This is a genomic window from Candidatus Amarolinea dominans, from assembly GCF_016704685.1.
In the GTDB taxonomy this organism is placed as follows: domain Bacteria; phylum Chloroflexota; class Anaerolineae; order SSC4; family Amarolineaceae; genus Amarolinea; species Amarolinea dominans.
The window spans coordinates 34,702-60,869 of record NZ_JADIZS010000018.1 but is presented as its reverse complement, the minus strand read 5'-3'; the positions used below and the strand labels follow the sequence as shown (position 1 = coordinate 60,869).

The 26,168-nt window shown below is 63.3% G+C and carries 17 protein-coding genes and 1 tRNA gene; 17 read left to right on the top strand and 1 reads right to left on the bottom strand.

Annotated elements, in window-relative coordinates:
• Positions 1–15 precede the first annotated feature (15 nt).
• Positions 16–1,509: a radical SAM protein gene (locus IPF85_RS13555; protein ID WP_343408614.1), complete on the top strand. Its 1,494-nt coding sequence runs from the start codon at positions 16–18 to the stop codon at positions 1,507–1,509.
• A 35-nt stretch (positions 1,510–1,544) separates the two neighbouring features.
• Here the strand turns inward: IPF85_RS13555 and IPF85_RS13550 are convergent, their stop codons facing one another.
• Complete coding sequence (locus IPF85_RS13550; RefSeq protein WP_343408613.1) at positions 1,545–2,507, bottom strand: hypothetical protein; 963 nt, start codon at positions 2,505–2,507, stop codon at positions 1,545–1,547.
• A gap of 645 nt (positions 2,508–3,152) precedes the next feature.
• On the opposite strand from IPF85_RS13550, the gene IPF85_RS13545 reads away from it, so the two are divergent.
• The 16 genes from IPF85_RS13545 to IPF85_RS13470 all read left to right on the top strand — a co-directional run bounded on the left by IPF85_RS13545 (position 3,153) and on the right by IPF85_RS13470 (position 25,990).
• Complete coding sequence (locus tag IPF85_RS13545) at positions 3,153–3,626, top strand: DUF4351 domain-containing protein (RefSeq protein WP_343408612.1); 474 nt, start codon at positions 3,153–3,155, stop codon at positions 3,624–3,626.
• A 43-nt stretch (positions 3,627–3,669) separates the two neighbouring features.
• Positions 3,670–3,957, top strand: a complete 288-nt coding sequence (locus IPF85_RS13540) for a PqqD family protein (protein ID WP_343408611.1) — start codon at positions 3,670–3,672, stop codon at positions 3,955–3,957.
• The gene (locus tag IPF85_RS13535) at positions 3,947–4,453 is read left to right on the top strand and encodes a lasso peptide biosynthesis B2 protein (protein ID WP_343408610.1); all 507 of its coding nucleotides are present in this window, start codon (positions 3,947–3,949) and stop codon (positions 4,451–4,453) included. The genes IPF85_RS13540 and IPF85_RS13535 overlap by 11 nt, the downstream gene beginning before the upstream one ends.
• On the top strand, positions 4,454–6,325 hold the full coding sequence (gene asnB, locus IPF85_RS13530) for an asparagine synthase (glutamine-hydrolyzing) (RefSeq protein ID WP_343408609.1): 1,872 nt from the start codon (positions 4,454–4,456) through the stop codon (positions 6,323–6,325).
• Between the two features lie 128 nt (positions 6,326–6,453).
• Positions 6,454–6,530, top strand: a tRNA-Arg gene (locus IPF85_RS13525).
• A 201-nt stretch (positions 6,531–6,731) separates the two neighbouring features.
• Positions 6,732–7,439: a response regulator transcription factor gene (locus IPF85_RS13520; RefSeq protein WP_343408608.1), complete on the top strand. Its 708-nt coding sequence runs from the start codon at positions 6,732–6,734 to the stop codon at positions 7,437–7,439.
• A 143-nt stretch (positions 7,440–7,582) separates the two neighbouring features.
• A complete protein-coding gene (locus IPF85_RS13515; protein WP_343408607.1) occupies positions 7,583–9,061 on the top strand; it encodes a DUF4139 domain-containing protein in 1,479 nt (492 codons plus the stop codon).
• Positions 9,062–9,366: 305 nt separating this feature from the next.
• Entirely contained in the window at positions 9,367–10,272 is a 906-nt protein-coding gene (locus IPF85_RS13510) for a sigma-70 family RNA polymerase sigma factor (protein WP_343408606.1), read from the top strand.
• Between the two features lie 354 nt (positions 10,273–10,626).
• The gene (locus IPF85_RS13505) at positions 10,627–11,628 is read left to right on the top strand and encodes an LLM class flavin-dependent oxidoreductase (protein ID WP_343408605.1); all 1,002 of its coding nucleotides are present in this window, start codon (positions 10,627–10,629) and stop codon (positions 11,626–11,628) included.
• A 26-nt stretch (positions 11,629–11,654) separates the two neighbouring features.
• Complete coding sequence (locus IPF85_RS13500; RefSeq protein ID WP_343408604.1) at positions 11,655–13,124, top strand: FAD binding domain-containing protein; 1,470 nt, start codon at positions 11,655–11,657, stop codon at positions 13,122–13,124.
• A gap of 57 nt (positions 13,125–13,181) precedes the next feature.
• Positions 13,182–15,464 (top strand): xanthine dehydrogenase family protein molybdopterin-binding subunit, encoded by a 2,283-nt coding sequence (locus IPF85_RS13495; RefSeq protein WP_343408603.1) that lies wholly within the window; start codon positions 13,182–13,184, stop codon positions 15,462–15,464.
• Complete coding sequence (gene yqeB, locus IPF85_RS13490) at positions 15,457–16,332, top strand: selenium-dependent molybdenum cofactor biosynthesis protein YqeB (RefSeq protein WP_343408602.1); 876 nt, start codon at positions 15,457–15,459, stop codon at positions 16,330–16,332. The genes IPF85_RS13495 and yqeB overlap by 8 nt, the downstream gene beginning before the upstream one ends.
• Before the next feature lie 8 nt (positions 16,333–16,340).
• Positions 16,341–17,744 (top strand): selenium cofactor biosynthesis protein YqeC, encoded by a 1,404-nt coding sequence (gene yqeC, locus IPF85_RS13485; protein ID WP_343408601.1) that lies wholly within the window; start codon positions 16,341–16,343, stop codon positions 17,742–17,744.
• A gap of 2 nt (positions 17,745–17,746) precedes the next feature.
• Positions 17,747–18,925, top strand: coding sequence for a glycosyltransferase (locus tag IPF85_RS13480; RefSeq protein WP_343408600.1), 1,179 nt, complete (start codon positions 17,747–17,749; stop codon positions 18,923–18,925).
• A 164-nt stretch (positions 18,926–19,089) separates the two neighbouring features.
• The gene (recA, locus tag IPF85_RS13475; protein WP_343408688.1) at positions 19,090–20,178 is read left to right on the top strand and encodes a recombinase RecA; all 1,089 of its coding nucleotides are present in this window, start codon (positions 19,090–19,092) and stop codon (positions 20,176–20,178) included.
• 379 nt (positions 20,179–20,557) lie between these two features.
• Positions 20,558–25,990: a GEVED domain-containing protein gene (locus tag IPF85_RS13470; RefSeq protein WP_343408599.1), complete on the top strand. Its 5,433-nt coding sequence runs from the start codon at positions 20,558–20,560 to the stop codon at positions 25,988–25,990.
• Positions 25,991–26,168 lie beyond the last annotated feature (178 nt).

Here is a 26,168-nt window from a genome sequence, read left to right as displayed (position 1 = left end):
TGAAAAGGAGACGCTATGACCAAGACAGTTTTCCTGATCAATTTCCGCAATCAGCGTGACATGTATCCGCCGTTTGGCATCATGTACGTGGCCGATGCCTTGATGCAGATTGGCTGCGAGGTGCGCATCTGGCACGAGACGGAAGATGGACTGGAGATTTTTGTCAAGGAGGTGGCGCGGGTGCGTCCGCTGTGGGTCGGATTCAGCACCATCACCGGGCCGCAGCTCAAGCCGACGATCGAGGCAACCAAACGGGTCAAGGCCCTGAACATTCCCACGGTCTGGGGCGGTGTCCATGCCACGATCATGCCCGCAGATGTGCTGCGTGAAGCCTACGTGGATTTTGTGATCGTCAACGAGGGTGAACAGACAGCCCAAGAATTTACGCATGCCCTGCAGAACGGCCAAGCCTGGGAGACGATCAGGGGGCTGGCCTGGAAAAACAGCGACGGCCGCGTGGTCACCAATCCTGAGCGCCCCTTCATTCAGAACCTGGACGACTTCACGCCGCGCTGGGACTTGGTGGCCGACATTCCGGCCTATTTCCTGCAATCAGGGCCGTATGACAAGGCGATTCCGGTCTACATCAGCCGGGGCTGCCCCTTCCGCTGCGGCTTCTGCTACAACGAAGTGGTGATGAAGCGCACCTGGCGTCAACATTCGGATGAGTTCATCGTACGGCAGATCAACTGGCTGCGAGACACTTACGGAGTCAATGCCGTTGATTACGCCGATGACTATCTGTTCGGCCGCATCAAACAGATGCAGCGCCTGATCGAAAAAGTACACATGCCCTGGAGTGGCCAGGTGCGTGTGCAGTTACTGAAGCCCGAATTCGTGCAGTGGATGCAGCAGACTGGCTGTCAATGGGTCAACATCGGCGCAGAGAGCGGCAGTCAGGCGGTGCTCGACTCGATCAATAAGGACCAGAAGGCCGAATGGATCGTGTGGGGCATGCGCAACCTGGCCGAATATGCACCGCACATCGAGGCGAACCTGAGCTTCATCCTGGGGCTGCCAGCTGAAGAAAAGCTGGAGCGGCGGGAGACATTCCGCGTGATCGCCGAGGTGGCGCGCATCAACCAGAAAGCGCGCTGCTCAGTGGCGATCTACATGCCATACCCCGACACTCCCCTGTGGCCTGATGCCCTGGCGCGGGGATACGTGCCGCCTGCCACGCAGGAGGGCTGGACTGAGTTCGACATTCACAAGGGCAACACGCCCTGGGTTGATACCCGCCAGGGCGAAGTGATGTCCGATGTGTGCAACATCCTGTTTGTGGGACGCAGTCAGGGCCATTGGCTGCTGGCGCCCTACTACGCGCTGCTGCGCTGGCGCTGGCGTCACGATTTCTTTCATTTCTACGCAGAAGGATGGCTCAAGGACCAGATTTTCCGGTCATTGCGTCGTTCAGACACGTTACGCCGCCTGGGCAATCGAGCACTGCGCCGCGTGGTCAATTTCAACGACAACACCCACAAACGCAAACCTGGCGAGGCCATCGCCTGAGTGACTTGGGAAGTCTGCAGACTTCCCGGCCCCTGCTAAGCGCCCGGCAGCATACGACTCAACAGCGCCGGCAATGCCTCGACATCGGGCGCCAGGAGCAGGCGGAAGGCAGGCGCCGCTTCGGCCAGATGACCGAGAATGGAGAGATGCTGAGGAATGAGCGGCTTATCCCAGTTCTCGATGCTCTGTGGGATCATGGCCAGCAGCGCCTGCTGTGCGCTGAGCGGCTCGAGCGCGCTGATCATCAGCCCCGGTGTGATCTGGGGAAAACAGAGCGCGGCCGGCGCGGCGGTCTTGGCCCAAACGCCAGGATAGAGGCGCTCAGCCGCAAAGGTGCGCTTCTGGCGGCTGTGACCCAATGGGCTAAGCGGATCGGCCAGGATGGGCGCCATCTCAGGAAAGCGCGCCAGGCTATCGTCGAAGGCACTCAGGAGGCCCGGATAAGCCACCACTTCCAGATCAGAGCCGTCGGCGGCCAGGAGCGGGCTGTCGTTGGACAGAAGCGACCAGCCGGCGCGCAGCAGGCTGATGCCGGTCGTGGTCTTGCCAGCGCCAATGTCACCAATGATCAGCACGGCGCGGCCTGCACGGGCCGCGGCAAAAGCGTGGACGGTGAACAATCGGCGCCGACGCAAGAGCGGCGCCAGGCCGATGATCACCATGTCCTCAAGCACGCTGTAAGTGGCCAGGCAGGCTTCGCTGAGAAAGGCTTCGAAGCGCAGGGTGTTCAGGTCAATGCGCAGTTGCCCCCACTGCGTGAAGTGCGCGATCAGGCGTTGGTCATGCAGGAAATAGGCCAGGCGCCCTTCCTCGAACGTCACGGGCGTGCCTGTCGGCATGGCCGGAAGCACAGCGGCCCGGTGCAGCGTCACCATGATATCAGGCGCACCGTCGGCGCTGGCAAAGGGGCCAAAAATGACGCCGATGCGCTCAGCAATGCCGGCGTCGGCGGTCTGGATTTGGACGATCACATGTCGTAAACGATAATTTGCATGCATGAGGGCCAGTATAGCAACGAAAAGAGGGCATGCAAAATAAGGTCGTCTCTCACTTCCGGTGCGCCGTGTTCCGTCTTCGCCAACAGCCCTGCTGCATGACCCCGCGGGATTGACGAATGATGGCAAACGTCCTATACTTCCGTTGTCAGCCAGGTATGCACCAGCCACTCGAGGGACATCATGCCAAAAGTAGCCGAGGACATGGGCGGCAGCCCCCCGCCCCCCCCCCCCCCGGCCCCCCGGGCCCCGGGGCCCCCCCCCCCCCCGGGGGGGGGCCCCCGGGGGCCCCCCCGGCGGGTTTCCGGGGCCCCCCCCCCCCCCGCCCGGCGCCCCCCCCCCCCCCCCCCCCGCCCCCCGGGGGGGCGGCCCCCCCCCCCCGCCGCCCCCCCCCCCCCCCCCCCCCCCGCCCCCCCCCGGGCGGCGGCCCCCCCCCGGCCGGGGGGGGGGGGGGCCCCCCCCCCCCCCCCGCCCCCGCCGGGGCCCCCCCCCCCCGCCCCCCCCGGGGGGCCGCGGGGCCCCCGGGCCGCGGGGGGCCGGGGCCGGGGGGGCGGCGCGGGCCGGGGGCCCCGGCCCCCCCCCCCGGGGGGGCGGGGGGCCCCCCCCCCCCCCGGCCGCGCCCCCTGAGCACTGCTTCCCTTTACTACGGTGCTGCGTGATGGCGCCCAACCGCAGGTTGTCATCCGTGCATTGGACATGTTACGTCAAGATGAAAAACTGAGCGATCTGGAGCCGCTCCTGGCCTTTTTCGCCAGTTTTGTGTTAGACATCCCGGTAGTACAACAGATCATGAGGTGGGATATGAACGTCTTGCGCGAATCGCCCTGGTATCAAGAGATCCTGGAGCAGGGTCTGGTCGAAGGCATGGAAAAAGGGATGCTGAAAGGGATGCAGCAAGGGATGCTGAAAGGCATGCAGCAAGGCATGCAGCAAGGTGCTCTCCGTCAACTGCTGCGCCTGGTGCGGGTGCGCTTCCAGATCGCGCCACCGAGTATCCAAATCAGACTGCAGCAGCTCAACGCCGACCAACTTGAACAGCTCGTAGATGTGGCGCTCGCGGCAGAGTCGCTCGACGAGTTCATGTTGCAGGTACCGGCATCGCCCGACAACGGCAAACACTAATCTGGCCCAGCGTTACTCACAGATCAAGTAACCAGGATATCACATGACCAAGATTATGTCTGGCAGTGTTCTGATGCGGGCGACCCATGCCACGCACCAGGTCGTGGCCGGCGAGGCAATTTTGATCCATCTCAACAGCGGGCAATACTACTCCCTCAACCAAACCGGAACCTGGCTCTGGGAGCATCTGGACGGCCAGACCGCCCTGGAACAGTGGGGCACGGCCCTGGCGGCAGCCTGCAACATCCCGGAGCAGGTCGCTGAGGTGACGCAAGACCTGATCGAGCTGGCTCAGGGGCTGGCCAATGAGGGCCTTGTTGTTGCCCGCTGAAAACCGCAGCCGTGTCGGGCGTCGCCTGCGCCGCGCAGCCGACGTGGCGCTGACGCTGCTCATGGCCCTGCCGCGACCGTCTGCATGGCGCCTGGGGCGGGAGATGTGGCGCATGAGTCAGCATCTCGATGCACGGATGACCGGCGCCCCATTACCCCTGTTCTTGGCTGGCCTGACCCCGACCGCAATTGACCTGACTCTGCCATCGGCGCGCGTGCGGCGCCTGGCTGATGCCATCGCCGTGCTGCACATCGCCTCACCGTTGGGCATCTGCCTGCGGCGCTCGCTGCTGCGCTACCACTTCTTGCGCCGCTGCGGCCTACCGGTCACCATTGTCTTTGGCGCCCGCCGGCGTGGTGAGGCTTTGGGCGGCCACGCCTGGCTGACGCTCGATCAGCATCCCTACTTCGAAGCCGCAGAGGACTATCAACCTTTTGTCGTGATGCTCCGCTTTCCGCCGGAGGACGTGTCTGCACCGGCGTCAGGTCTCAGCTAGATGTGCGGGATCGCCGGGATTGTGCGCCTGCGCCCCGGGCCAGCCGTCGGCCAGGAACAACTGGAGAGGATGCTGGCCACCATGCTGCACCGCGGGCCGGACGATAGCGGGATTTTCCTGACCGATGAGTGCGGCCTCGGCGCCCGGCGCTTGAGCATTGTGGACCTGACGGGCGGACATCAGCCGATGGTCACGGACGGCGGTCACCTGGCCGTCGTGCAAAATGGCGAGATCTATAACTACCCTGCCCTGCGCCGTGATTTGACCGCGGCCGGCTGCGATTTTCACACAACGTGCGACACAGAGGTCCTGCTGCATGCCTACCGGGCTTGGGGCCTCGACATGGTTGGTCGCTTGCGCGGCATGATCGCGTTCGCGCTGTGGGATGCCAAGCAGGCGCAGCTCCTGCTGGCCCGCGACCGCTTTGGAATCAAGCCACTCTATTATGTCGAACACCAGGGCGTCCTGCGCTTTGCCTCCACCATCCAGGCCCTGCTGGCCGACCCCACGGCGCCGCGGCGGCTCAACACCGACGCGCTGCATGAGCTCTTGATCTGGGGCTTTGTGCCCGGCCCGCAAACCCTCTTCCACGGTATCTTCAAGGTGCCACCGGCGCACCTGGTGATTGTGCAAGCCAGAACCGGCCAGGTGCAGCAGCGACGCTACTGGGATTTGCCGACCGCCGTGCAAAGTCAAGCGCCGCGCACCACGGCGGAGGCCAGCGCGCGCTTGTTCGAGTTGCTGCGCGACGCGGTGGCGAGTCACCTGCAAAGCGATGTTCCCGTTGGCGCGCTGCTCAGCGGTGGCCTGGACAGCAGCGGGCTGGTGGCCCTGATGCGCAGGCTGCACGGCCAGACCGTACACACCTTCAGCATCGGCTTCGAGGTGCCGGGCGCGCCGCAGTACAACGAACGGCCATTTGCTGAGTTGGCCGCGCGCCACCTCGGCAGCGAACATCACGCCATCACCTTTACCCTGGCCGATTTTGACCTACTGCCGGCTGCCGTCAGTCATCTGGAACAACCCCTGGCCTCGGCCACCTTCTTGCCCCTTTACCGGCTCTACGCGGCCTGCCATGCGGTCGGCATCGAAGTAATCCTGACCGGGGAAGGGGCCGATGAGCTATTTGCTGGCTATGGCTGGTACCGCGGCGAGCGCCTGGCGCATAGCCTGGAGCGCCTGCCGGCTCCGCTGCGCCGTCGGGCCGGCCGCCTGCCCGGTGCATGGCTTTCGCCCGCTGCACGGCGCGTCCTCGCCTTAGGGGCCACGGCTGACCTGCATGCACGTTACCAGGCGTGGCAACAGATCGGCAACCTGAATGTTGCCGACCTTCTCAACCCAGATATGCACACGGCTGGAGAGGCGACGGCGCCTCTGCTGCACCCGCCGGCCAGCTCACGCCTGGGGCAGATGCAGGCGTTGGAGGCCCAAACCCGCTTGCCTGATTTCATCAACGCCGAAGTGGACAGCATGAGCATGGCACACAGTGTGGAAGCGCGGGTGCCCTACCTGGATCATCACCTGTGGGAGGCCGTCATGGGCTGGCCTGAGATGTGGCGCCAGGCCTGGGGACAGCCGGAGAAATGGCTGCTGCGCAAGACACTGGCCCCACTGCTGCCCGCGGCCATCGTGCAGCGTCGCAAACAAGGCCTGGCATCGCCGCACAGCCTGTGGTGGCAACAGCCACGCTTGCCCGCGTGGGCAACCGACGCCATCAGCAGTCGGTCCCTGCGCCAGCACGGCCTGTTTCAAGCGGCAGCCGTGGCTGACCTTCTGCGCCGGCAGCGCGCCGGTCAGCCTGGCATTGCATCCTACCTGACGGCCGTTCTCAGTACGCAGGTATGGACAAGTACGTTTCGGGTGTCGTGGTGAGCGCGCTGTTCACGAATGAAACAAGCCCTACCAGTTCCAGCGGCTGCTCTTGTCGGCCCATACCGGCGGCCCCTGCAAATTTGGCGCCCCTGCGGCTTTGTGCTACAATTTTGTCTGTCAGTCGAGATGCCCCAGTAGCTCAGTGGATTAGAGCGTCTCCCTGCGGAGGAGAAGGCCAGGCGTTCGAGCCGCCTCTGGGGTACCATGCAGTCTGGGTAGGTGAAGAGAGTCGGTCGTCTTGGGCCGGCTCTCTTTTTTGTGTCTGCGCCTTGGACGAGCGAGCGGACTGTGCTGCCGATTGAGTTGCGCCGCAGGCAATTTGGGATTACAATGAACGCGTGGTTAGGAACGAGAGTTAAACACGATTGATCTCGCATCAGTGCCCAGAAAGGATGAGAGTCATCCCATGACCAAACAGACCATTCTCGCCGTTGATGACGAAGCGCGCGTGCTACAACTACTGCGCACAACTTTGCAGTTAGCAGGCTATCACGTGCTGACAGCCGGTGACGGCCTGGAAGGTTTGCAGATCGCGCAGCAACCCGGCGTGGACCTGGTTCTGTTAGACCTGGGGCTGCCCGGCTTGAATGGTTTTGATGTGTTGGTGCGCTTGCGCCAGGTGAGCGACATCCCGGTCATCATCATCACGGCCTGGGAAGAGGAGGACAACAAGGTGCGCGGCTTGGAACTGGGCGCCGATGACTACCTGACCAAGCCGTTTGGTCGGCGTGAGCTGTTGGCGAGAATTCAGGCGGTCATGCGGCGCTACCATCCAGAACCGCGGCCGGCAGCGGCCGGCGTTTTTGAAAGTGGGCACCTGCGCGTTGACCTGGGCAAGCGCCAGGTCATGGTCGCTGGCAGCGAGGTACATCTGACGCCCACCGAGTATGGCCTGTTAGCCGAATTTATCAGCCACCCCGGCCGCGTCTTGCTGCATAGCTACCTCCTGAGCACGGTCTGGGGGCCGGAGTATCGAGAAGACGTGACCATCCTGCGCGCCAGCATCTACCGCCTGCGCCAAAAGATCGAAACGGACTCGACCCACCCGCAGATCATCCGCAGCGAGCCTGGCGTGGGCTATCTGCTCATTCAACTCTCCAACTCACCGCAGTAGGGAACCCGGCCCACAAGCGGTGACCGCGCCCCACTGGAACCTTTCACCTGCCGTGCCCGTCTCCCAGGCAGCAAACGCTGACCTTCAGCCGCGGACGCACGTGACGCCCGTGTCATTGCCACGAATAGCAAAAGGAGTGCATCATGTTAGCACCAAGCAGACGATTTTTCAGACAACGCACCGCAGCCACCCTCCTGGCCGTTGTGCTTCTCCTCGCGACTGTCATGCCGACCCCGGCCTGGCAGAACAGCGGCCCCGATACCGGGAGCAGGGCCGTTGAGTTGACTGTGTACAACCAGGACCTAGCCCTGGTCAAGGAGACGCGACCGTTGACCTTGACCCTGGGCCTGAACGAAATTCGCTACACCGATGTGGCCGCTTTGATTGACCCAACCAGTGTCCGCTTCTCCTCCCGCACTTCACTGACCGGCACACACGTGTTGGAACAAAACTACGAGTATGATCTGGTGGGCGCGGAAAAGCTTCTGGAAAAGTACATTGACCAGCCTATCGAGGTCATCACCGAAGACGGCAGCGTCTACCAGGGCAAGCTGCTCAATGGCAGCAGCGACGTCATCCTGATGGCGGACGACGGCAAGGTGACGGTTCTACGTCGCGAACAGATCCGCACCTTCACCTTCCCGGCTCTGCCTGAAGGCCTGATTACCCGCCCCACCCTGGTGTGGACGGTGGACACCGACAAGGCCGGCATCCATACAACCGATGTCACCTACTTGACGCACGGCATCAGTTGGCGAGCCAACTATGTGCTGTTGCTGGCCAAGAACGAAAAAACCCTCGACCTCAACGGCTGGGTCACGTTGGACAACCGCAGCGGCATCACCTACCAGGATGCCAAGCTCAAACTGGTGGCCGGCGACATTGCCCGGGCCGCAAACATGGGTGTGCAGAAGGTGATGGATTACGCGGCGGTGGAAGCGCCACGCGCCGCCCCCGGCCCGCAGGTCAGCGAGCGGGGTTTCTTCGAATATCATCTGTACGAGGTCAACCGTCCGGTCACGGTGCGCAACAACCAGACCAAGCAGATCGAATTTGTTACCAGCACCGGCATCACCACGACGACGTTCTTCGTCTACGACGGTTCTGGCATCAGCTTCGGCGGTTACGGCCCGGTGTTCGATCAGGCCTACGGCAGCACGGGGCAGACGAAGGTCAATGCCATGCTGGAGTTTTTCACCGGCAAGAAGAACAACCTGGACGCACCCCTGCCGGCAGGCGTGGTGCGCATCTTCAAGCCGGATGAGGACGGCGCGGCGCTGTTGATTGGCGAAGATTCCATTGACCACACGCCCAAGGGCGAGAAGATCCAACTGTATGTGGGCGATGCGTTCGACATTGTCGGCGAACGCACGCAGACCGACTTCAAGCGCCTGGGCGACAAGGTCGTCGAAGAGACGTTCAAGATCGTCGTGCGCAATCGCAAGGAGAGCGCCGTCGAAGTGCGTGTCGTGGAGCACCTGTACCGCTGGAGCCAGTGGGAAATCGTGCAAGCCAGCGACAAGAGCTACAGCAAGCCAAACGCCCAGACGATCGAATGGCGCGTGCCGGTGAAGGCCGACGACACGACGGAGATCACCTACACCGTGCGTTACAGCTTCTAAAAGAAACTAAGCCAGGCTTCCGGAGTCTTGAAGACTTCGGAAGTCTACGAGTATTGCTGCACAGGCGCCCATCTTCGGTCACCCAAAGAGGGCGCCTGTGTGTTTTCCGAATCCGTCAACCATCTGTCACACACCACGTAAGCTACATCCTCTCTGCTTTTGGAAGACATGCTACAGTGAAATTGTCCACATGTGCTACAATTTTTGCTGATAGCAGCGCAAAATGATCAGAAACCACTGTCTGATCACCATCGTAGACCTGGATACGCAGCGTTGAATTGTGGGCAAGAGATAGAGGTGGCTGCATGGGATTATATGCGGAACAGATCGCCCAAACCCCGTTACTCGATATTCACAGGGAACGCCTGCTGGCGCAGCACATGCTGGCCGGGAAGATGGCCCGCCAGAACCTGCACAGCCGAGCGGCCATCAGCGAGGCAGAGCGGTGCGAATTAGAGACACAACAGCACCAGGGCGAACGGGCGCGTCAGGATCTAGTCCTGGCCAATCTGCGTCTGGTCTTTAGTGTCGCCCGACGCTACCAGAGCCTGGGCCTGCCAACAGAGGACTTGGTGCAGGAAGGCATGGCCGGCCTGTTGCAGGCCGTGGAAAAGTACGACTGGCGTCGAGGCACCAAGTTCAGCACTTACGCCGTCTGGTGGATTCGCCAGGCCGTGACGCGTGCCTTGTCCAACCAAAGTCGTACCATTCGCCTGCCATCCTACCGCGTCGAACAGTTGAGTAAAATCTACCAAACACGCGACCGCCTGTCACAGCGCCTGGGGCGCGATCCATCCACCGAAGAGATCGCCGAGAGCCTGAGCTGGGCAGCCGAACAGGTCAGCTACGCCCTGCGGTTGGGAGACATGCAGGCGGCATCGCTCAATGCGCCGGTCGCTGGCGATGGCGATGACAAGAGCGAGTGGACGCTGATGAATCGGCTCAGCGACACGCACGCGGCCGAGCCGGTGGATCAAGCCTACCGCTCACTCCTGTACGAGGCGCTCAATCGGGAACTGGCCCACCTCGATCGACGCGAGGCCGAGATTCTGCGCCTGCGCTTTGGCCTGGGCGGCGGCCATGAACACACGTTGTCTGAGATCGGCAAGCACGTGGGGCTGACGCGCGAACGCGTCAGGCAAATCCAGAAAGAGGCCCTGGCCAAATTGATGGCTGCGCCTGGCCTCACGCGCCGTTACGATCCTGAGTAGTCTCCCGCCTGATCGGTAGTTGCGTTCATGAGCGACGTAGCGCAAGTAATCAGCGTGAAAATCCCCTCATAGGTGACAGCAAACAAACGTTGCCCGGAGACTATCTCCGGGCAACGTTTGTTTGCCGGCGGCGCAGGCCCGGCGACTGCAAGTCGCTGCAACGACTGCGAAGCCACCTGCGTGGGCTATGTCCCAGGACTGAAATGCACCCGCGCAAACGATACAGGTTGACTTGCCAAAGGTTCGCTGGTAGAATAGAGTTCACGCCCAATAGAAGTCATCTGAGAGAAGTCATCTGAGAGAAGTCATCTGCTAAAAGTCATCTGCTAGGGGTCATCCAATGGAGGTCATTCAATGCCAGATCGCGTAGCCCTTTACCTGCAAGACAAACATGATATTCGTGAAGGAATGGAGTACGTCAAGTACGCCGAAGAGCGCGGCTTCGAAGCCGTCTGGCAGGCGGAATCCCGCCTGGTACGCGATGCCATCGTGCCGATGGCCGCCTTCGCAGCGGTCAGCAAGCGCATCAAGATCGGCTCCGGCGTTATCAACAACTGGACGCGCAACATTGGCCTGCTGGCCGCCACCTTCCTGACCCTCGATGACCTGGCGCCCGATCGTATCATCTGCGGCATCGGCGCCTGGTGGGATCCCCTGGCCAAGAATGTCGGCATCGAACGACGCAAACCTCTCCTGGCCATGCGTGAAACGATCGAAGTCATGCGCCGCCTGCTGCGTATGGAAACGGTCACCTTCCACGGTGAGTTTCACCACGTGACGGGCATCGAACTCGATGTCGTACACGGGCGTCACGAACCACGTCATGTGCCGATGTTCATCGGCGCAACCGGCTTGGAGATGATGAAGCTGGCCGGTGAGATAGCTGACGGTGTCGTGCTCAACTACTGCGTGCCGCCAGAGTACAACGTACCGGCCCTGACCGCCCTGGCAGAAGGGGCGCAGCGCGTCGGTCGCAGCCTGGCAGACATTGACCGGCCGCAACTGGTGGTTTGCTCCGTGCATACCGATCGCCGGCAGGCCATCGAGGGCGCCAAAGAATTACTGACGCAATACCTGGCCCAGCAACCCCACATCGCCAAGGCCAGCGGTGTTGCGCCCGAGGTGGTGACCCAGATCCAGAGCATCCTCGGCTGGCCGGCCACGCATGAGCAGGTGCGCGCAGCGATGAAATTCGTCCCCGACGACCTGGTCCTGCGCATCAGCGCCACCGGAACGCCCGACGAGGCACGACAAAAGGTGCGCGAGTATGTCGCCAACGGCTGCACCTGTCCCATTCTGTACCCGATGGGTGATGTCAAACTGATGATTGACACCTTTGCTGACGGCTACGCTTGAGGCGCGGCGCCCCTCAGAACAAACTTATGACTTCTTCCACCTGGAATCTCTACCTGACGCCCGCCACCCTGGCTGAGGCGCTTGATCTCCTGGCTGAGTACGGTGACGACGCTCGCATCATCGCCGGCGGCACCGACCTCCTGCTCGAACTGGCGCGCGGTGTGCGCTCACAGCGGGTTCTGATTGACATCGCGCGCATCCCCGACCTCGCGACTGTGCGGCTGGATAACGACGGCTGGCTACACCTCGGCCCGCTCGTCACCCACAACCAGATTGTCACGTCCCCCCTGGCGGTACACCATGCCTTTCCCCTGGCGCGTGCCTGCTGGGAGGTTGGGGCGCCGCAAATCCGCAACCGCGGCACTGTGGCCGGCAATGTCATTACCGCCAGCCCGGCCAACGACACCATCACGCCGCTGTGGGCGTTGGACGCGACCATGACCCTGGTCAGTCACCGCGGGCCGCGCACGCTGACATGCGCGCAGTTCTTCCAGGGCGTGCGACGCACCGCGCTGGCGCCTGATGAATTCCTGCTTGACATCGCCTTCCCCGCCCTCACTGCGCAGGCCAGCGGCGCCTTTCTCAAGCTCGGGCTGCGCCGCGCTCAGGCCATCTCCCTGGTCAATGTGGCGGTCGTGCTGCACTGGGATGGCAACCAGGTGCGTCAGGCCGCCATTGCCCTGGGCGCCGTCGCGCCGACCATCCTGCGCGTTACGGAGGCCGAGCAGGCGCTTGTCGGTTCAACCCTGGACGCAGCGGCCATTCAGCACGCCGCGTCCCTGGCGGCCGCCGCCAGTCGTCCCATTGATGATGTACGCGCCAGCGCCGACTACCGCCGGGTCATGGTGGAAGTCCTGACGCGGCGCGCCCTCAGCGTGCTGCACACCCGACGAGAACGGGACGGATGGCCGGCCACCCCAGTCACACTCGGTCCGGACGCAGCGCAAAACCATGCCGCGGCGCCAACGGTGTCGGCTGGCTTCACGACTGCCAGCCCGGTACACTTTACGCTCAACGGACAACCGGTTAGCGTCCACCATGCGACCGGCAAGACCCTGCTGGATGTGCTGCGCGCGCCGGCCGCAGATGGCGGCGTTCACCTGACCGGCACCAAAGAAGGCTGTGCAGAGGGCGAATGCGGCGCATGCACAGTCCTACTCAACGGCGCGGCGGTGATGAGTTGCCTGGTGCCGGCGCCGGCCGCGGCCGGCTGCACTGTCACCACCGTGGAAGGCCTGGCCGGGCGCGACGGACAGACCGAGGCGCCCCACACACTGCACGCCGTGCAACAAGCTTTTGTCACGGCCGGCGCCGTGCAATGCGGTTATTGCACCCCCGGCCTGCTGATGTCTGCCACCCGCCTGTTGGCCGAAAACCCGGCCCCCAACCGCAGCGCGATCGAACAGGCTTTGGTCGGCAACCTCTGCCGATGTACTGGCTATGCGAAAATTGTCGAGGCGATTCTCAGTGTCAGCAAACAGTCACAGCCATCCTAAATTCGCCGCAAGCAGGCGCTATCAGTCCAACCCTACCCGACCAACCACGGAGTGCCCATGCGCGCAGTAGGCAGCAGTCATCCACGCGCAGACGCCTGGTCGAAAGTAACGGGCGCGGCGCGCTATCCTGGCGACATTGACCTGCCAGATCAACTGTGGATGAAAATCCTCTTTGCCGGGCGACCCCATGCCCGCATCCGCGCCCTGGACACGACCGCAGCCGCGGCCGCACCCGGCGTCGTCGCGGTTCTGACGGCCCGCGATGTGCCGCACAACGCGTATGGCCTGATCATTGCGGACCAACCCGTGCTTTGCGGACCGCTGGATGACGTAAACACCCAAGCCGGCAGTGACATTGTGCGTTTCGTAGGCGACCAGGTAGCCGTGGTGGTAGCTGAAACGGCCGCACAGGCCGCTGCGGCCCTGCCCTTGATCAAGATTGACTATGAGGACCTGCCGCTTGTGACCGATCCACTGCAAGCCATGCGGCCGGACAGCCCCAACGTTCATCCAGAGCGACCCGGCAATGTCGTGCATAGCTACCGCATCCGCCGCGGCGATGTCGAAGCCGCACTGGCCGCGGCCGCTGTGGTGATCGAACAGACCTACACCACCCATGCGCAAGAACACGCCTATTTGCAGCCGGAGGCCGGCGTCGCCACCGTGGACGAGTCTGGCCTTGTCACGGTGGTCGTGGCCGGCCAATGGGTGCATGAGGACCGCAAGGAGATCGCGCACGCGCTGGGGCTGCCCGTGGAGCAGGTGCGGGTGATCTATCCGGCCATCGGCGGCGCGTTTGGCGGGCGTGAGGACATGTCGGTGCAGATCGTCCTGGCGCTGGCGGCCTGGCGTCTGCATCAGCGCGGCATCCAGCGGCCGGTCAAGATCGTTTGGAGCCGCGAGGAGTCCATCATCGGGCACCACAAGCGCCATCCGATGGTCATCAAGGCGCGCTGGGGCGCAAGCCGCGACGGCCGTTTGCTGGCCGCCAGTGTGGACCTGACCAGCGACTGCGGCGCCTACACCTACACCAGCACCAAAGTGCTGGGCAATGTCACGCTGATGTGCCTGGGGCCATACGACATTCCCAACGTGGCCGTGGATGCGCGCACCGTCTACACCAACAACGTGCCATCCGGCGCGTTTCGGGGCTTTGGCGGCCCGCAGGGACATTTTGCGGCCGAGATGCAGATGAACTACCTGGCCGAGGCGCTGGGCCTTGATCCCGTGGAGTTCCGGGCGCGCAATGTGCTGCACGAAGGTTCGACCCTGGCTACCCGCAGTCGGGTTCCGGCCGGCTGTACGGCGCCGGAGGTGCTGGCACGCTGTGCCACAGAGGCCGGTTGGGTGCGGATGGCGAGCGGCTGGCAGCCTGGCTCTGTCTCCCCGCAGGCCACGGCGCCAGCAGATCGTTTTCAGACCGCGTTAGATGCCGCCGCTGATGACGGTAACAGGCGCCGTGGCATCGGTCTGGCCTTGTCGTATAAAAATGTCGGCTTCAGCCTGGGCTTCGTGGATGAGTGCTTTGCCACCGTGGAACTGCACGGGCAGACAGGGGTGGAGCGGGTCGTCGTTTATCATGCCGGGGCCGATGTGGGACAGGGCGCGCATCAGTTGATGCGTCAGGTGGCGGCAGAGGTCATCGGGGTGCCGCTGGAAAGGGTCGAGTTGATCGCTTCGGACACCGCGCAAACCGACAACAGCGGCAGCACCTCGGCCAGCCGCATGTCGTTCATGGCCGGCAACGCCATCATCGCGGCCGCCCGACAGGCGTTGGCCTTATGGCAGGCTGAGGAAGATCGGCCGGTGATCGTGCGACAGCGCTACGTGCCGCGTCCCACCACCGCCTACGACAAGGAAACGGGCGCATCTGATCCCAATATCACCTACGGCTACTGCGCGCAGGCGGCCGCGGTAGAGGTGGACATGGAGACCGGCCACATTGCCGTGCGCCGCCTGGTTTCGGTCAACGATGTGGGCAAGGCCATCAACCCGCAGCAGGTGGCCGGCCAGATCGAGGGCGCGGTGGCGCAGGCGCAGGGCTGGACTCTGCTGGAGGAGTTCAAGCAGAAGGATGGCCAGGTGCTGACCAGCCGCCTGAGCACCTACCTGATTCCGACCATCGCGGATGTGGCCGATGTGGTGGAGCCGGTGATCCTGGAAATTCCCGACCCGCAAGGCCCCCTGGGCGCGCGCGGCATGGCAGAAATGCCCTTCATCCCCACGGCGCCGGCCATCGTGGCGGCCGTGCATGCGGCCACCGGCGTCTGGATCAACGACTTGCCATTGACGCCAGAGCGGGTATGGCGCGCGCTGCGCCGCGTGGAACCCCATGCGTAAGACCCCACTCACCCCAGGGCGGTTTGGGATCGTTTTGATCAAAGGCGCGGGAGATTTGGGATCGGGAGTCGCCTACCGGCTGTGGCGCTGCGGCTTCCAGGTCGTCATGACCGAGTTGGCGCAACCCTTGTGCGTGCGCCGGGCCGTCTGCTTCGCTGAGGCGGTGTATGCAGGCGAAACCACGGTGGAAGGGATCACCGCACGGCGAGTGGCCACCCTGGCCGCGGCCAGGGCAGCCTTGAGCGACGATGTGCTGCCGCTGCTCGTGACGCCTGACCCTGGGCTGCTGGCAGAACTGACACCGACCGTCGTCGTGGATGCCATCATGGCGAAAGCCAATAGCGGCACGCAGATCACGGACGCTCCGCTCGTGATTGCCCTCGGCCCCGGGTTCACGGCGGCCCATGACTGTCACGCGATTGTGGAGACCCACCGCGGCCACACCCTGGGCCGCGTCCTGTGGAAGGGTCAGGCGCTGCCAGACACTGGCACGCCCGGCCCAATCGAAGGCTACACAGCCACCCGGGTACTGCGTGCGCCCATCGAAGGCTATGTCATTCCCCTGCGCGCGGTTGGCGAACACATCAAAGCCGGCGAAATCCTGGCACGCGTCAGTCCGCAGCCGGCCAGCGAACAGGGAATCCCGGTGCGAGCGCTCTTTCCGGGTGTGTTACGCGGCCTCGTTCACCCATCCCTGCTCGTGCAGATCGGCCGCAAAATTGGCGACCTGGATCCACGGGATGACGTCAGTTACTGTTTCACCATCTCGGAAAAATCACTGGCTGTGGCGGGCGGCGTCCTGGAAGCCATCCTTAGCAGCGGATCACTCACCGGACCACTCTCAATAAACGGCAACACGCACCTGTGAATCTCCATGTGGCCTTGCGAATTGCCCCCCGCGAACTCGTCAGCTTCACCGGCGCTGGCGGTAAGACCACGGCCATGTTTCGCCTGGCGCAAGAGTTGGCCGCTGCGGGCTGGCACGTGGTCACCACGTCCACGACGCGCATCTTTTCCACTCAAACCCGCCTGGCGCCGTGCCACTTGCGCCTCGATCAACTGACCTACCTGCCGTTTGAATTGACCGCTGCCCTGGCTATCCACCGCCATGTGCTGATCACAGGCCCCACCGATGACATCGAGGACAAAGCACCGGGAGTGCCGATTGACACCGTTGAGGCGATCAGCCGCCTGCCGGGCGTGGATGCGGTGTTGGTCGAAGCGGATGGCGCGCGTATGCGCCCGCTGAAGGCGCCGGCCGCGCATGAGCCGGTGGTGCCGGCCAGCACGACGCTGTTGGTGCCGGTGGTTGGCCTGGATGTGCTGGGACAGCCGCTGACAGAAGCTCATGTGCATCGGCCGGCGCGCGTTGCCGCGTTGACCGGGCTGGCCGCGGGCGAGACGATCAGCGCGGAGGCCATCGCCGCGCTGCTGGGCCACGAGCAGGGCGGATTGAAGGGCTGTCCCCCAGGCGCACGCGTCGTGCCTTTGCTCAACAAGCTCGACCGTCTGTCGCCAGATCAACGTGAGGCGGTCACGGCGCAGATCGCGCAGCGCCTCTTGCGGCAGACGCCTGCGATCAGTGACGTGCTCATGGGCGCGGTTGCCACGCCCGTGCCTGTCGTCGAGGCGGTTGGCCGCGTGGCGGGCGTCATCCTGGCGGCAGGCGCCGCGCAGCGCTTGGGCCGGCTCAAGCAACTGCTGCCCTGGCAGGACACCACCCTGCTCAATCATGTCATCCGCCAGGCGCTGGCCAGCAGCAGCCTCGACCCAATCATCGTCGTGCTCGGCTGCCAGGCGGAGATCATCCGGCCTACGTTGGCGCCATTTGGCACGCGCATCCGGGTCGTCACTAACCCGGCCTGGGCCGAGGGTCAGTCCACCTCGGTTCATGCTGCGATCCACGCCCTGGGCACGCACGAGGCGCCGGTGGCCGCGGCCGTTTTCCTGCTGGCCGATCAGCCGGACGTGACGCCGGCGCTGGTGGATGCCCTGGTGGCCCGGCATCGCACGACCCTGGCGCCGCTGGTGGTTCCCTATTACCAGGAGCAGCGCGGCAACCCTGTACTCTTCGACCGGCGCACCTTCGGCGATTTGTTGGCAGTGACGGGCGATGTCGGCGGACGCCCGCTGTTGCACACCTACGCCAACGAGCTGTCCATCATCGCCTGCAAGCAGCCGACGCCGCGCGATATTGACACCGCTGCCGACCTGGAGATGCCCCCGTCGCCAACGCCGCTCGCCGGTGGAACGGATCGGATGATGAGGAGCATTACCTGACTATGCGAATTGCACTTCTACTTGACGCTTACAAACCGATCATCAACGGCATCACCACGTTTGTCAGCCTGCACAAGCGGGCGCTGGAAGAGGCCGGGCACGAACCCTGGATCATCACCCTGGGACATACCGATTACCAGGATGACGAGTTCCGGGTTGTGCGCTCAAAGGCAGTACCCTTGTCGAACACCGGCTATCATATCAACTTCGGCTACAACCGTGAGATACGCGAGCTGCTGCGCACCATGGACATTTTGCATGTCCACCACCCCTTTCTCAGCGGCGCCATGGCGACTACTCTGGGACCGCGCTATGGCGTTCCGGTACTGTTCACCAGCCACACGCGCTACGACCTCTATGCGCAGCAGTATCTCCCTATCTTACCAGCCACCATGTCTGACACCTTCCTGGAGACGTTTTTCCCGGCGTTCGCCCAACGCTGCAGCCTGGTCATTGCCCCGTCGGCCGGCATCCAGGAGGTTCTGCGCCGCTGGGGGGTACAGGGCCGGATCGAAGTAGTGCCGAATGGTATCGAACTGGAGCACTTCCGCGCGCCAGACTGGCACACCACGCGCAGCGCGCTGGGGCTGAGCGAGACAGGAGCGGTGGCGGTCTTCGTGGGGCGCATGTCCGGCGAAAAGAACATCCAGACCCTGCTGCGGGCATTTGCCCCGGTGACGAGCGAGTGCCCAGACGCCCATTTGCTCATGATTGGCGGCGGCCCTGAATTGGATGACTTTCGCAAACTCACGCAGGAGATGGGCATCGCGTCCCAGGTTCTGTTCACCGGCCCCATCCCGTATGAGCACATGCCTGGCTACCTGGCGTTGGCCGATTTCTTCGTGACCGCCAGCGTGAGCGAGGTGCATCCGATGACGGTGCTGGAAGCGATGGCCTCCGGACTGCCGGTGCTTGGCATTGACTCGCCGGGCATCAGCGACACCGTTGTCAATGGGCACAACGGATTCGTGGTGCAGCACGACTACGCGGCGTTGGCCCTGAAGATGCTGCGCCTGTTCTCGGAGCCAGAACTGCGCGCCAGCCTGGCAGCCGGCGCCCGCCAGACCAGTACGCTCTATGACATTCACACGACCACGCAACGCTACGTGGAGATCTACGAGGAGCAGGTACGCCAACGCCGTCCGGCCCGCCGGCGCTGGTGGACGCAGGGGCGTCGTTAAGCGCGCGTGACGCGCGCGCGGCTATTTTGACAGCCAAGAACATTTGTGCTATCATTCGATCTACCTTTGTTTTTCTACACATGACACCGGATAAGGAGACCTGACACATGGCAGCGAGTAAAAGCACCACCCCGACCGACAAGAGCACTTCCAGCCGAAACCCTATGGCTGGCAAATCGAAAGCCCTGGAAACCACTATCGCCAGCCTGACCAAGCGCTACGGCGAGGGTACCGTGATGAAGATGGGGGACGCCACGGAACTACACATAGACTCCATCCCAACCGGGGCGCTCTCGCTTGATCTGGCCCTGGGCATTGGCGGCGTGCCACGCGGGCGCGTCATCGAGATTTATGGACCGGAGTCTTCCGGCAAAACTACCCTGTGTCAACACATCATCGCCGAAGCGCAAAAGCGCGGCGGTATTTGCGCCTTCATTGATGTGGAGCACGCGTTGGATCCCAAATACGCCGAACGCTGCGGCGTCAACGTGGATGCGCTCTACGTATCGCAGCCCGACACGGGCGAGCAGGCGCTGGAAATCGCCGAGGCGTTGGTGCGTTCCGGCGCCATTGACGTGCTGGTGGTGGATTCGGTGGCGGCCCTGGTGCCGCGGGCCGAAATCGAAGGGGAGATGGGCGACAGCCACGTGGGTCTGCAGGCTCGCCTGATGAGCCAGGCGCTGCGCAAGCTGTCAGGCGCGATCAAGCATTCCAACACAGTCATGATCTTCACCAACCAGTTGCGCCAGAAGATCGGCGTCATGTTCGGCAACCCGGAGACGACTAGCGGCGGGATGGCGCTCAAGTTCTACGCTTCGGTGCGCATGGACATCCGCAAGATCGAGACACTGAAGAGCGGCAATGACATGGTGGGCAGCCGCACACGCGTCACCATCAAGAAGAACAAGGTGGCGCCGCCCTTCCGTGTGGCCGAATTCGACATCATGTATAATGAAGGCATCTCCAGAGAAGGAGATGCGCTCGATCTCGGCGTCTCCATGGGGTTGGTGGACAAGCGCGGCAGTTACTTTGCCTACAGCGACATGCGGCTGGGCCAGGGGCGTGAAAACGCCAAGCTGTTCCTGCGCGAGCACCCCGAGCTGATGGCACAGATGGAGGGCGAAATCCGTCGGAAGGCAGGCATCGGCGTGCATAACTTCGAGCCAACCGACACGCCTGCCGTCGTGCCTTTCCATACCGGTGGTGCCGCCAGTGACGAGTTGGAAGACGAGGATTACGCGGCTGCAGCCTGAAACTACTGCAAGCGGGCACGAATTGCGCCTGTTTCCTTAGGCGGAAAAGTCTATTCCCGCTTGCAGTATAGCACGACACCCGCTTGATCCGCTGCCATGACAGGCAGACCAGAAGAAAGCCCAACGCGACGCTCACCGGTCGCGCTGGGCTTTCTTGTTTGTACGAAAAATCACCAACCCCTCGCGATGCAAGATGCTTTCCGTGTTCGCTTCTTTGATACCGCACGCGTGCAATCGCGAGTGCGCTTAGGATTCGTAAGAGGCGTCCTGCCGCATTGTGCCGAGAGTAGGCTGACAAACACAAGAAGCCGTGTTTTTTGCGAATCCCTAGTTCTGGATCACAATCACGTTCCCAGTTTCCGTTCTCAGGAGGCAAACCATGAAATCACGCTCAAATGCAGTGCTGTTGGCGCTGTTCGCTACCCTGGCGCTCTTGCTTGGCGGTGCCCTGATCGTGGCCGCCGGCAGTGATGCGGCGCCGGCACAGCAGAGCGGCCTGGTGATTACTATCGCCAAAGCCGTGGATCCAACCGAGGTGGGAGTCAACGAAACGATCTCCTACACCGTTTCACTCCACAACGACAGTCCACAGATGGTCAGCGGTGTGGTCGCCACCGACGCGCTGCCCTCGCTGGTCATGTACGAGCCAGGCTCGGCCAGCGCCACATCCGGCGTCGTCACGGTTGATGGCAATTACATCACCTGGGTTGGCGACGTGCCAGGCGGGGCCGAGGTGCAAATCTACTTCCGCGCTAAAATTGGCCCGCAGGTAGCCTGCAAGACGATCATCATCAATCACGCCTTCGTCAGGGTGGGTACCCTTGTCGGGCAGTCACCGCCGGCCGCTATCCAGGTCATCTGCCCGGACCTGGGCGATGCGCCGGACAACACCAATCACTTTGGCGTGAGCATGACCGCCTATCCTCCGGGCGGCCCTCTTGGAATCGCCGCACGCTATCCCACGGTCTATGGCGGCCCTCCCGGCTCTGTGCGCGGCCCTTATCATCGCTTTAGCCGTTCTGACTCCTGGCTGGGGCATAACGTGAGTGGCGAGGCCGATGCTGACCTGTTTTGGGACAACGATGGCATGCGCAACATCGAGCCGCCGCCCGACGTGCCTAACCATGACGGGTTCGATGACGGCGTGCTCGGCGGTGCGCTCGTAGACTGCCAATCTTCCAACTTCAACTACACCGTCACGATTGTTGGCCCGGCCGCTACCCGTTATTTCAATGCCTGGTTCGATTACAACCAGGACGGTGACTGGGAAGATGTCATTCCGTGCGCCGACGGCACGGCAGCCACTGAGTGGGCCGTACAGAACCAGACTATTGGCTTCGGCCCCGGATTCTACACGATTACGACACCGGCGTTTACTCCCTCGTTGCCGGCCGCTGTCAACAAAATGTGGATGCGCATGACGCTGACGCGTAATGAGCAGCCGCCGATCAACCCGTTTACTTCCATCCCCGACGGTCGCGGCCCTGACGCCGGCTACGTCTACGGCGAGACGGAGGATTACTTCTTCATCAACGAGCAGCAGGGCGAGCCACACCTGCAGGCGGTCAAGACGGTCAACACCAACCTGACGACGCCCGGCAGCACGCTGACCTACTCCATCGTCATCTCCAACACCGGCAACGCGCCGGCCAACGGGGTGCAGTTCCAGGACCTGATTCCGGCCGGGACAACCTATGTGGGAGGCAGCGCGACCGCGACCAGCGGCAGCGTGAGCTACGGTGGTGGCATGGTCCAATGGAACGGGAACATTCCGCCCGGCGGCAGCGTGACCATCACCTTCCAGGTGACCGTCAACGCCAACTTCCAGTGCCCCGGCACGGTGCAGAACGTGGGTACCGTGCTGTTCAATGGACAAGTCCTCAGCACCAACCCGGTCTATACAGAAATTTGGTGCCCGCCGCCGCAAATCACCATCCAGAAGGTGGTCAACCCAACGCATGCGTCCGTGGGCGACACCTTGATGTACACGATCACGATCAACAATCCAACGACGACCAACATCGTGGGCGCCACGGCTGAGGACCAGATCCCGGCAGGCACCTCATACGTCCCCTCCAGCGCCTGGGCCAGCAGTGGCAGTGCCACCTACGTCCCCAACAAGGTGGTCTGGACGGGCAATGTCCCGGCCGGTGGATCGGTCACCTTTGGCTTCAGCGTCTTGGTTGGCTCCACCGCCGCCCCACAGGAGTGCGGCGGTCGCATCGAAAACAAGGCTGAACTGCACCTCAATGGCGCGATCATCGCCTCCAATCCGGCCCACACCCAGATCATGTGCCCCGACCTGGGTGATGCACCAGACAGCAGCAATCACTTCCCCAATACGATGCAGGCCTACAGCAGCGGCGTGCTCGGTCGTTTCCCCACGGTCTTCGATGCGGCCACCGGCTTGCCCGAAGGCCCGAAACACTGGCTGCCACGCGCCGATGCCTGGCTCGGCCAGTGGGTCAGCGGTGAGCGCGATGCCGATCTGACGCCAGACGAGGATGTGCGCCCCAACCTGGAGCCGCTCCTGAATCGGCCGGATCAGGATCGCTTCGATGACGGCATCGTGATGCCGATCAGCCTGCTCTCCTGCCAGCCCAACACCTTCAACTTCATGGTGTCCGCCCAGCCCGGCGCGGCCCGCAGCCGGATTGCCAATGTCTGGTTCGACTATAACCAAGACGGCGACTGGGAAGACAGCTTCCAGTGCGCGAATGGCATGCTGGCCCAGGAATGGGCCGTGCAGAACCAGGCGGTCCCCATTCCCGCCTCTGGCGCTTTCGCCAGCCTGCCGTTCGCCACCACGCCTTACTTTGCCTGGACACCGATGGCGAACACCAAGCTGTGGATGCGCATCACCCTGTCCGATATGCCGGCGCCGACCATCATCGGCGGCCCGGCCGATGGCCGCGGTCCCGCCGCCGGCTACCACTTTGGCGAGACTGAAGACTATTTCCTGCCGGGCCGTCCGGGCGAGCCGCCGCATCTGAGTTTGCGGAAGTCCGCGGACGTGCAGCATGGCTGGATTGGCGACACGATCACCTACAGTATCACGGTGAAGAACCTGAGCAATGTGCCGGCCAATGGCCTGGTCGTGCAAGATCCGATCCCCGCCGGCACGGTCTACGTCAGCGGCAGCGTCTCCTCCACGGTGCCCACCGCCACCTTCACGGGCACGGCCATCCAATGGACGGGCAACCTGCCGCCGATGGGCCAGGTGACAATCCGATTCAAGGTGACTGTCGTGGGCAACCCTGTCGTTCCGCCCGAGTGTAACCAAAAGATCACCAATCGGGCCACGCTGACCTCGCCGGATGGCGTCACGCTGACGTCGAACCCGGTCCACTTCTTCCTGATCTGCCCAGATCTGGGTGATGCTCCGGACACCACCAACCACTTCGGCGCGGCGATGACCGCTTATCCCGCCGTACCAGCCAACTACCCCACCGTGTTCGACCCCGGGACCGGCGCCGTGCAAGGCCCGCGCCATCGTTTGCCGAAGGCTGATGCCTTCCTGGGGCGTGGCGTGACCGGTGAGCGCGACGCTGACCTGATGCCTGACCAGGATGGCCTGACGAACCTCGACCCGCCGGCCAACGTGGCTAACCGCGACCGGATGGACGATGGCCTGGTGCGCCCTCTCCTCCTACCCAACTGCCAGCCCACACGCATCAGCTACGTGGTGACGGTGGTCGGCCCGGCCCGCGCCCGTTATGTCAATGTGTGGTTCGATTGGAATCGTGATGGCGACTGGGAAGACCTCTTCCAGTGCGCCGGCATGGCGGTCACGGCCGATGAATGGGCGGTCAAGAACCAGGTCATAGCCTCTGGTCCCGGCGTGTATACGATCACGTCGCCGCTGTTCCTGCCCTTCAACGCCAATCCCAATCAGTCCCTGTGGCTGCGGGTGACTCTGTCGGAAGTGCCCGCACCCATCAACTCGGTCACGCTGCGGCCTGATGGTCGCGGCCCGGCCGGTGGCTATCGCTTCGGCGAGACGGAAGACTACTTCAACGGCGACGGCAACGGCAACCCAGACGTGTGGGTGATCAAGACCTTGCGCCGCATCGAACCTGTCGAGGCCTCGGTTCCCGGACAGCCGGGCGGCGGCTGGCGCGCGCTGTGGCACATGGACTATGGCAACAGCGGCACCGCCACCGCGAACAATGTCGGCGTCACCGACGTGTTTCCCACCGGCATGAGCTATGCCAGCAGTTCCTCGAACCCGAATCACGAACCGCCGGCAGTGGGTGGCACAAGCGCCACCTGGAGCATCGGCACCCTGGCGCCTGGCGACAACGGCTTCATTGATCTGTGGCTGTACGCGCCAGCGACAAGCATGCCCTCAGGGACCATCATCACGAACACGGCGACGATCAGCACGACGACCCCGGGTGATGATCCAACCAACAATACGTCGAGCGCCAGTGGCATCATCCCGCTGATGCCGCCGCGCATCACCTGGCCGCTGGCTGGCACCACCTGCTCAGGCAACATCACCGTGACCGGCACGAGTGCCCTCGGCACGGTGGTGGATGTCTACGTGGACGGCGGCCTGGTTGGCACCGCCACAACCGATGGGAGTGGCAACTGGAGCTTGCCGGTGACGGGTCTGACCGATGGCGCTCATGCCATCTACGCGGTGGCTCGCCTGGGCGCCAACACCAGTCCGCCATCGCCCACGGTGGTTGTTATCGTGGACAGCACGCTGACCTGGGATCCGCTCTCCCTGACCTTCACGGCCTACTATGGCGGCTCGCCCTATGTGCAACACATCATGAACGGGTCGGGACGGGCCGATCCCACGGGATGGACGGTGCGCCTGCGCCCGCCCTTCACCTACACCGTGGACGTGCATGTCTGCTGCGATGACCCGGCCACCGCGCAGGTCACGCTGACCGTGGGCATCACGCCTTACGTGATGAGCCACATCGGCGGCGGCTGGTTCCAGACGGTGATCCCCGGCGTCACCAATCCCAGTGTACCGATGTCACTGGCTTGTACGTGCGACGGCACCACCACCACAGGCGACGGCACCGGCCTGATTGATCCGGACGGCTACGTCTTCGATGTGGATACCGGGGTGGACAAGACTGACCCCATCGTCAATCTGCTGGGCCGCACCGTAACGGCGCTGGAGGAGGACGACAGCAGCAACTGGAACCGCTGGCCGGCCGAGCTGTACGAGGCGCAGATCAACCCGCAGGTGACCGGGGTGGATGGCTACTACAGCTTCTTCACGCCGCCTGGCAACTACCGCATTACCGTCGCCGGCGATGCACTTTACCAGCCGTACCGAAGTTGGACGCTCACCGTGGTGGATACGCCGCAGCATCTGGACGTTCCGCTGACCAAGGTATCTGCCAGTGCGCAGGCTGCCGTGAGTGTTGACGCCAGCGGCTTCCAGCCGTCTGCGATCCAGGTGTGGCAGGGCGCCACGGTTTCCTGGCAGAACACCGAACTGACGGACGGCGACTTCCACAGCGCGACCAGCGACCTCGACGCCCGCGCGAACACATGGGGCTTCGACTCCGGCCTGCTGGATCGCGACCAGACCTATCAACGCCAGTTCAACAACATCGGCATGTTCACCTACTTCGATGTGGAGAACACAGGCGCCACCGGCTCGGTGCAGGTCTGCAAACGCACCGATGTGAACTGCAGCAACACGGTGGATGTGCTCGACCTGAGCGCCGCGGCGGCAGCCTGGCACAACGCCTACGACAGTCTGTACGATATCAATGACGATGGCTCCATCAGCATCGCAGACATTCAGATGATTGCCGCCGACTTTGGCTGGGCCTTCTAGCCGCTGATTTCACCCCGACCAGGAATCCTCGTCGCAGCGACGATGGGCGCTCCTCCCCCCCACAGGACCGCCAGAAGCCGCTGCGACGAGGTCTTTTTGGGGAAGAACGACCTGGCTGTCAAAACGCCAGCATTCATCCGCAGACGATACGACTCACCCCGGGGTGCTCCGACAACTG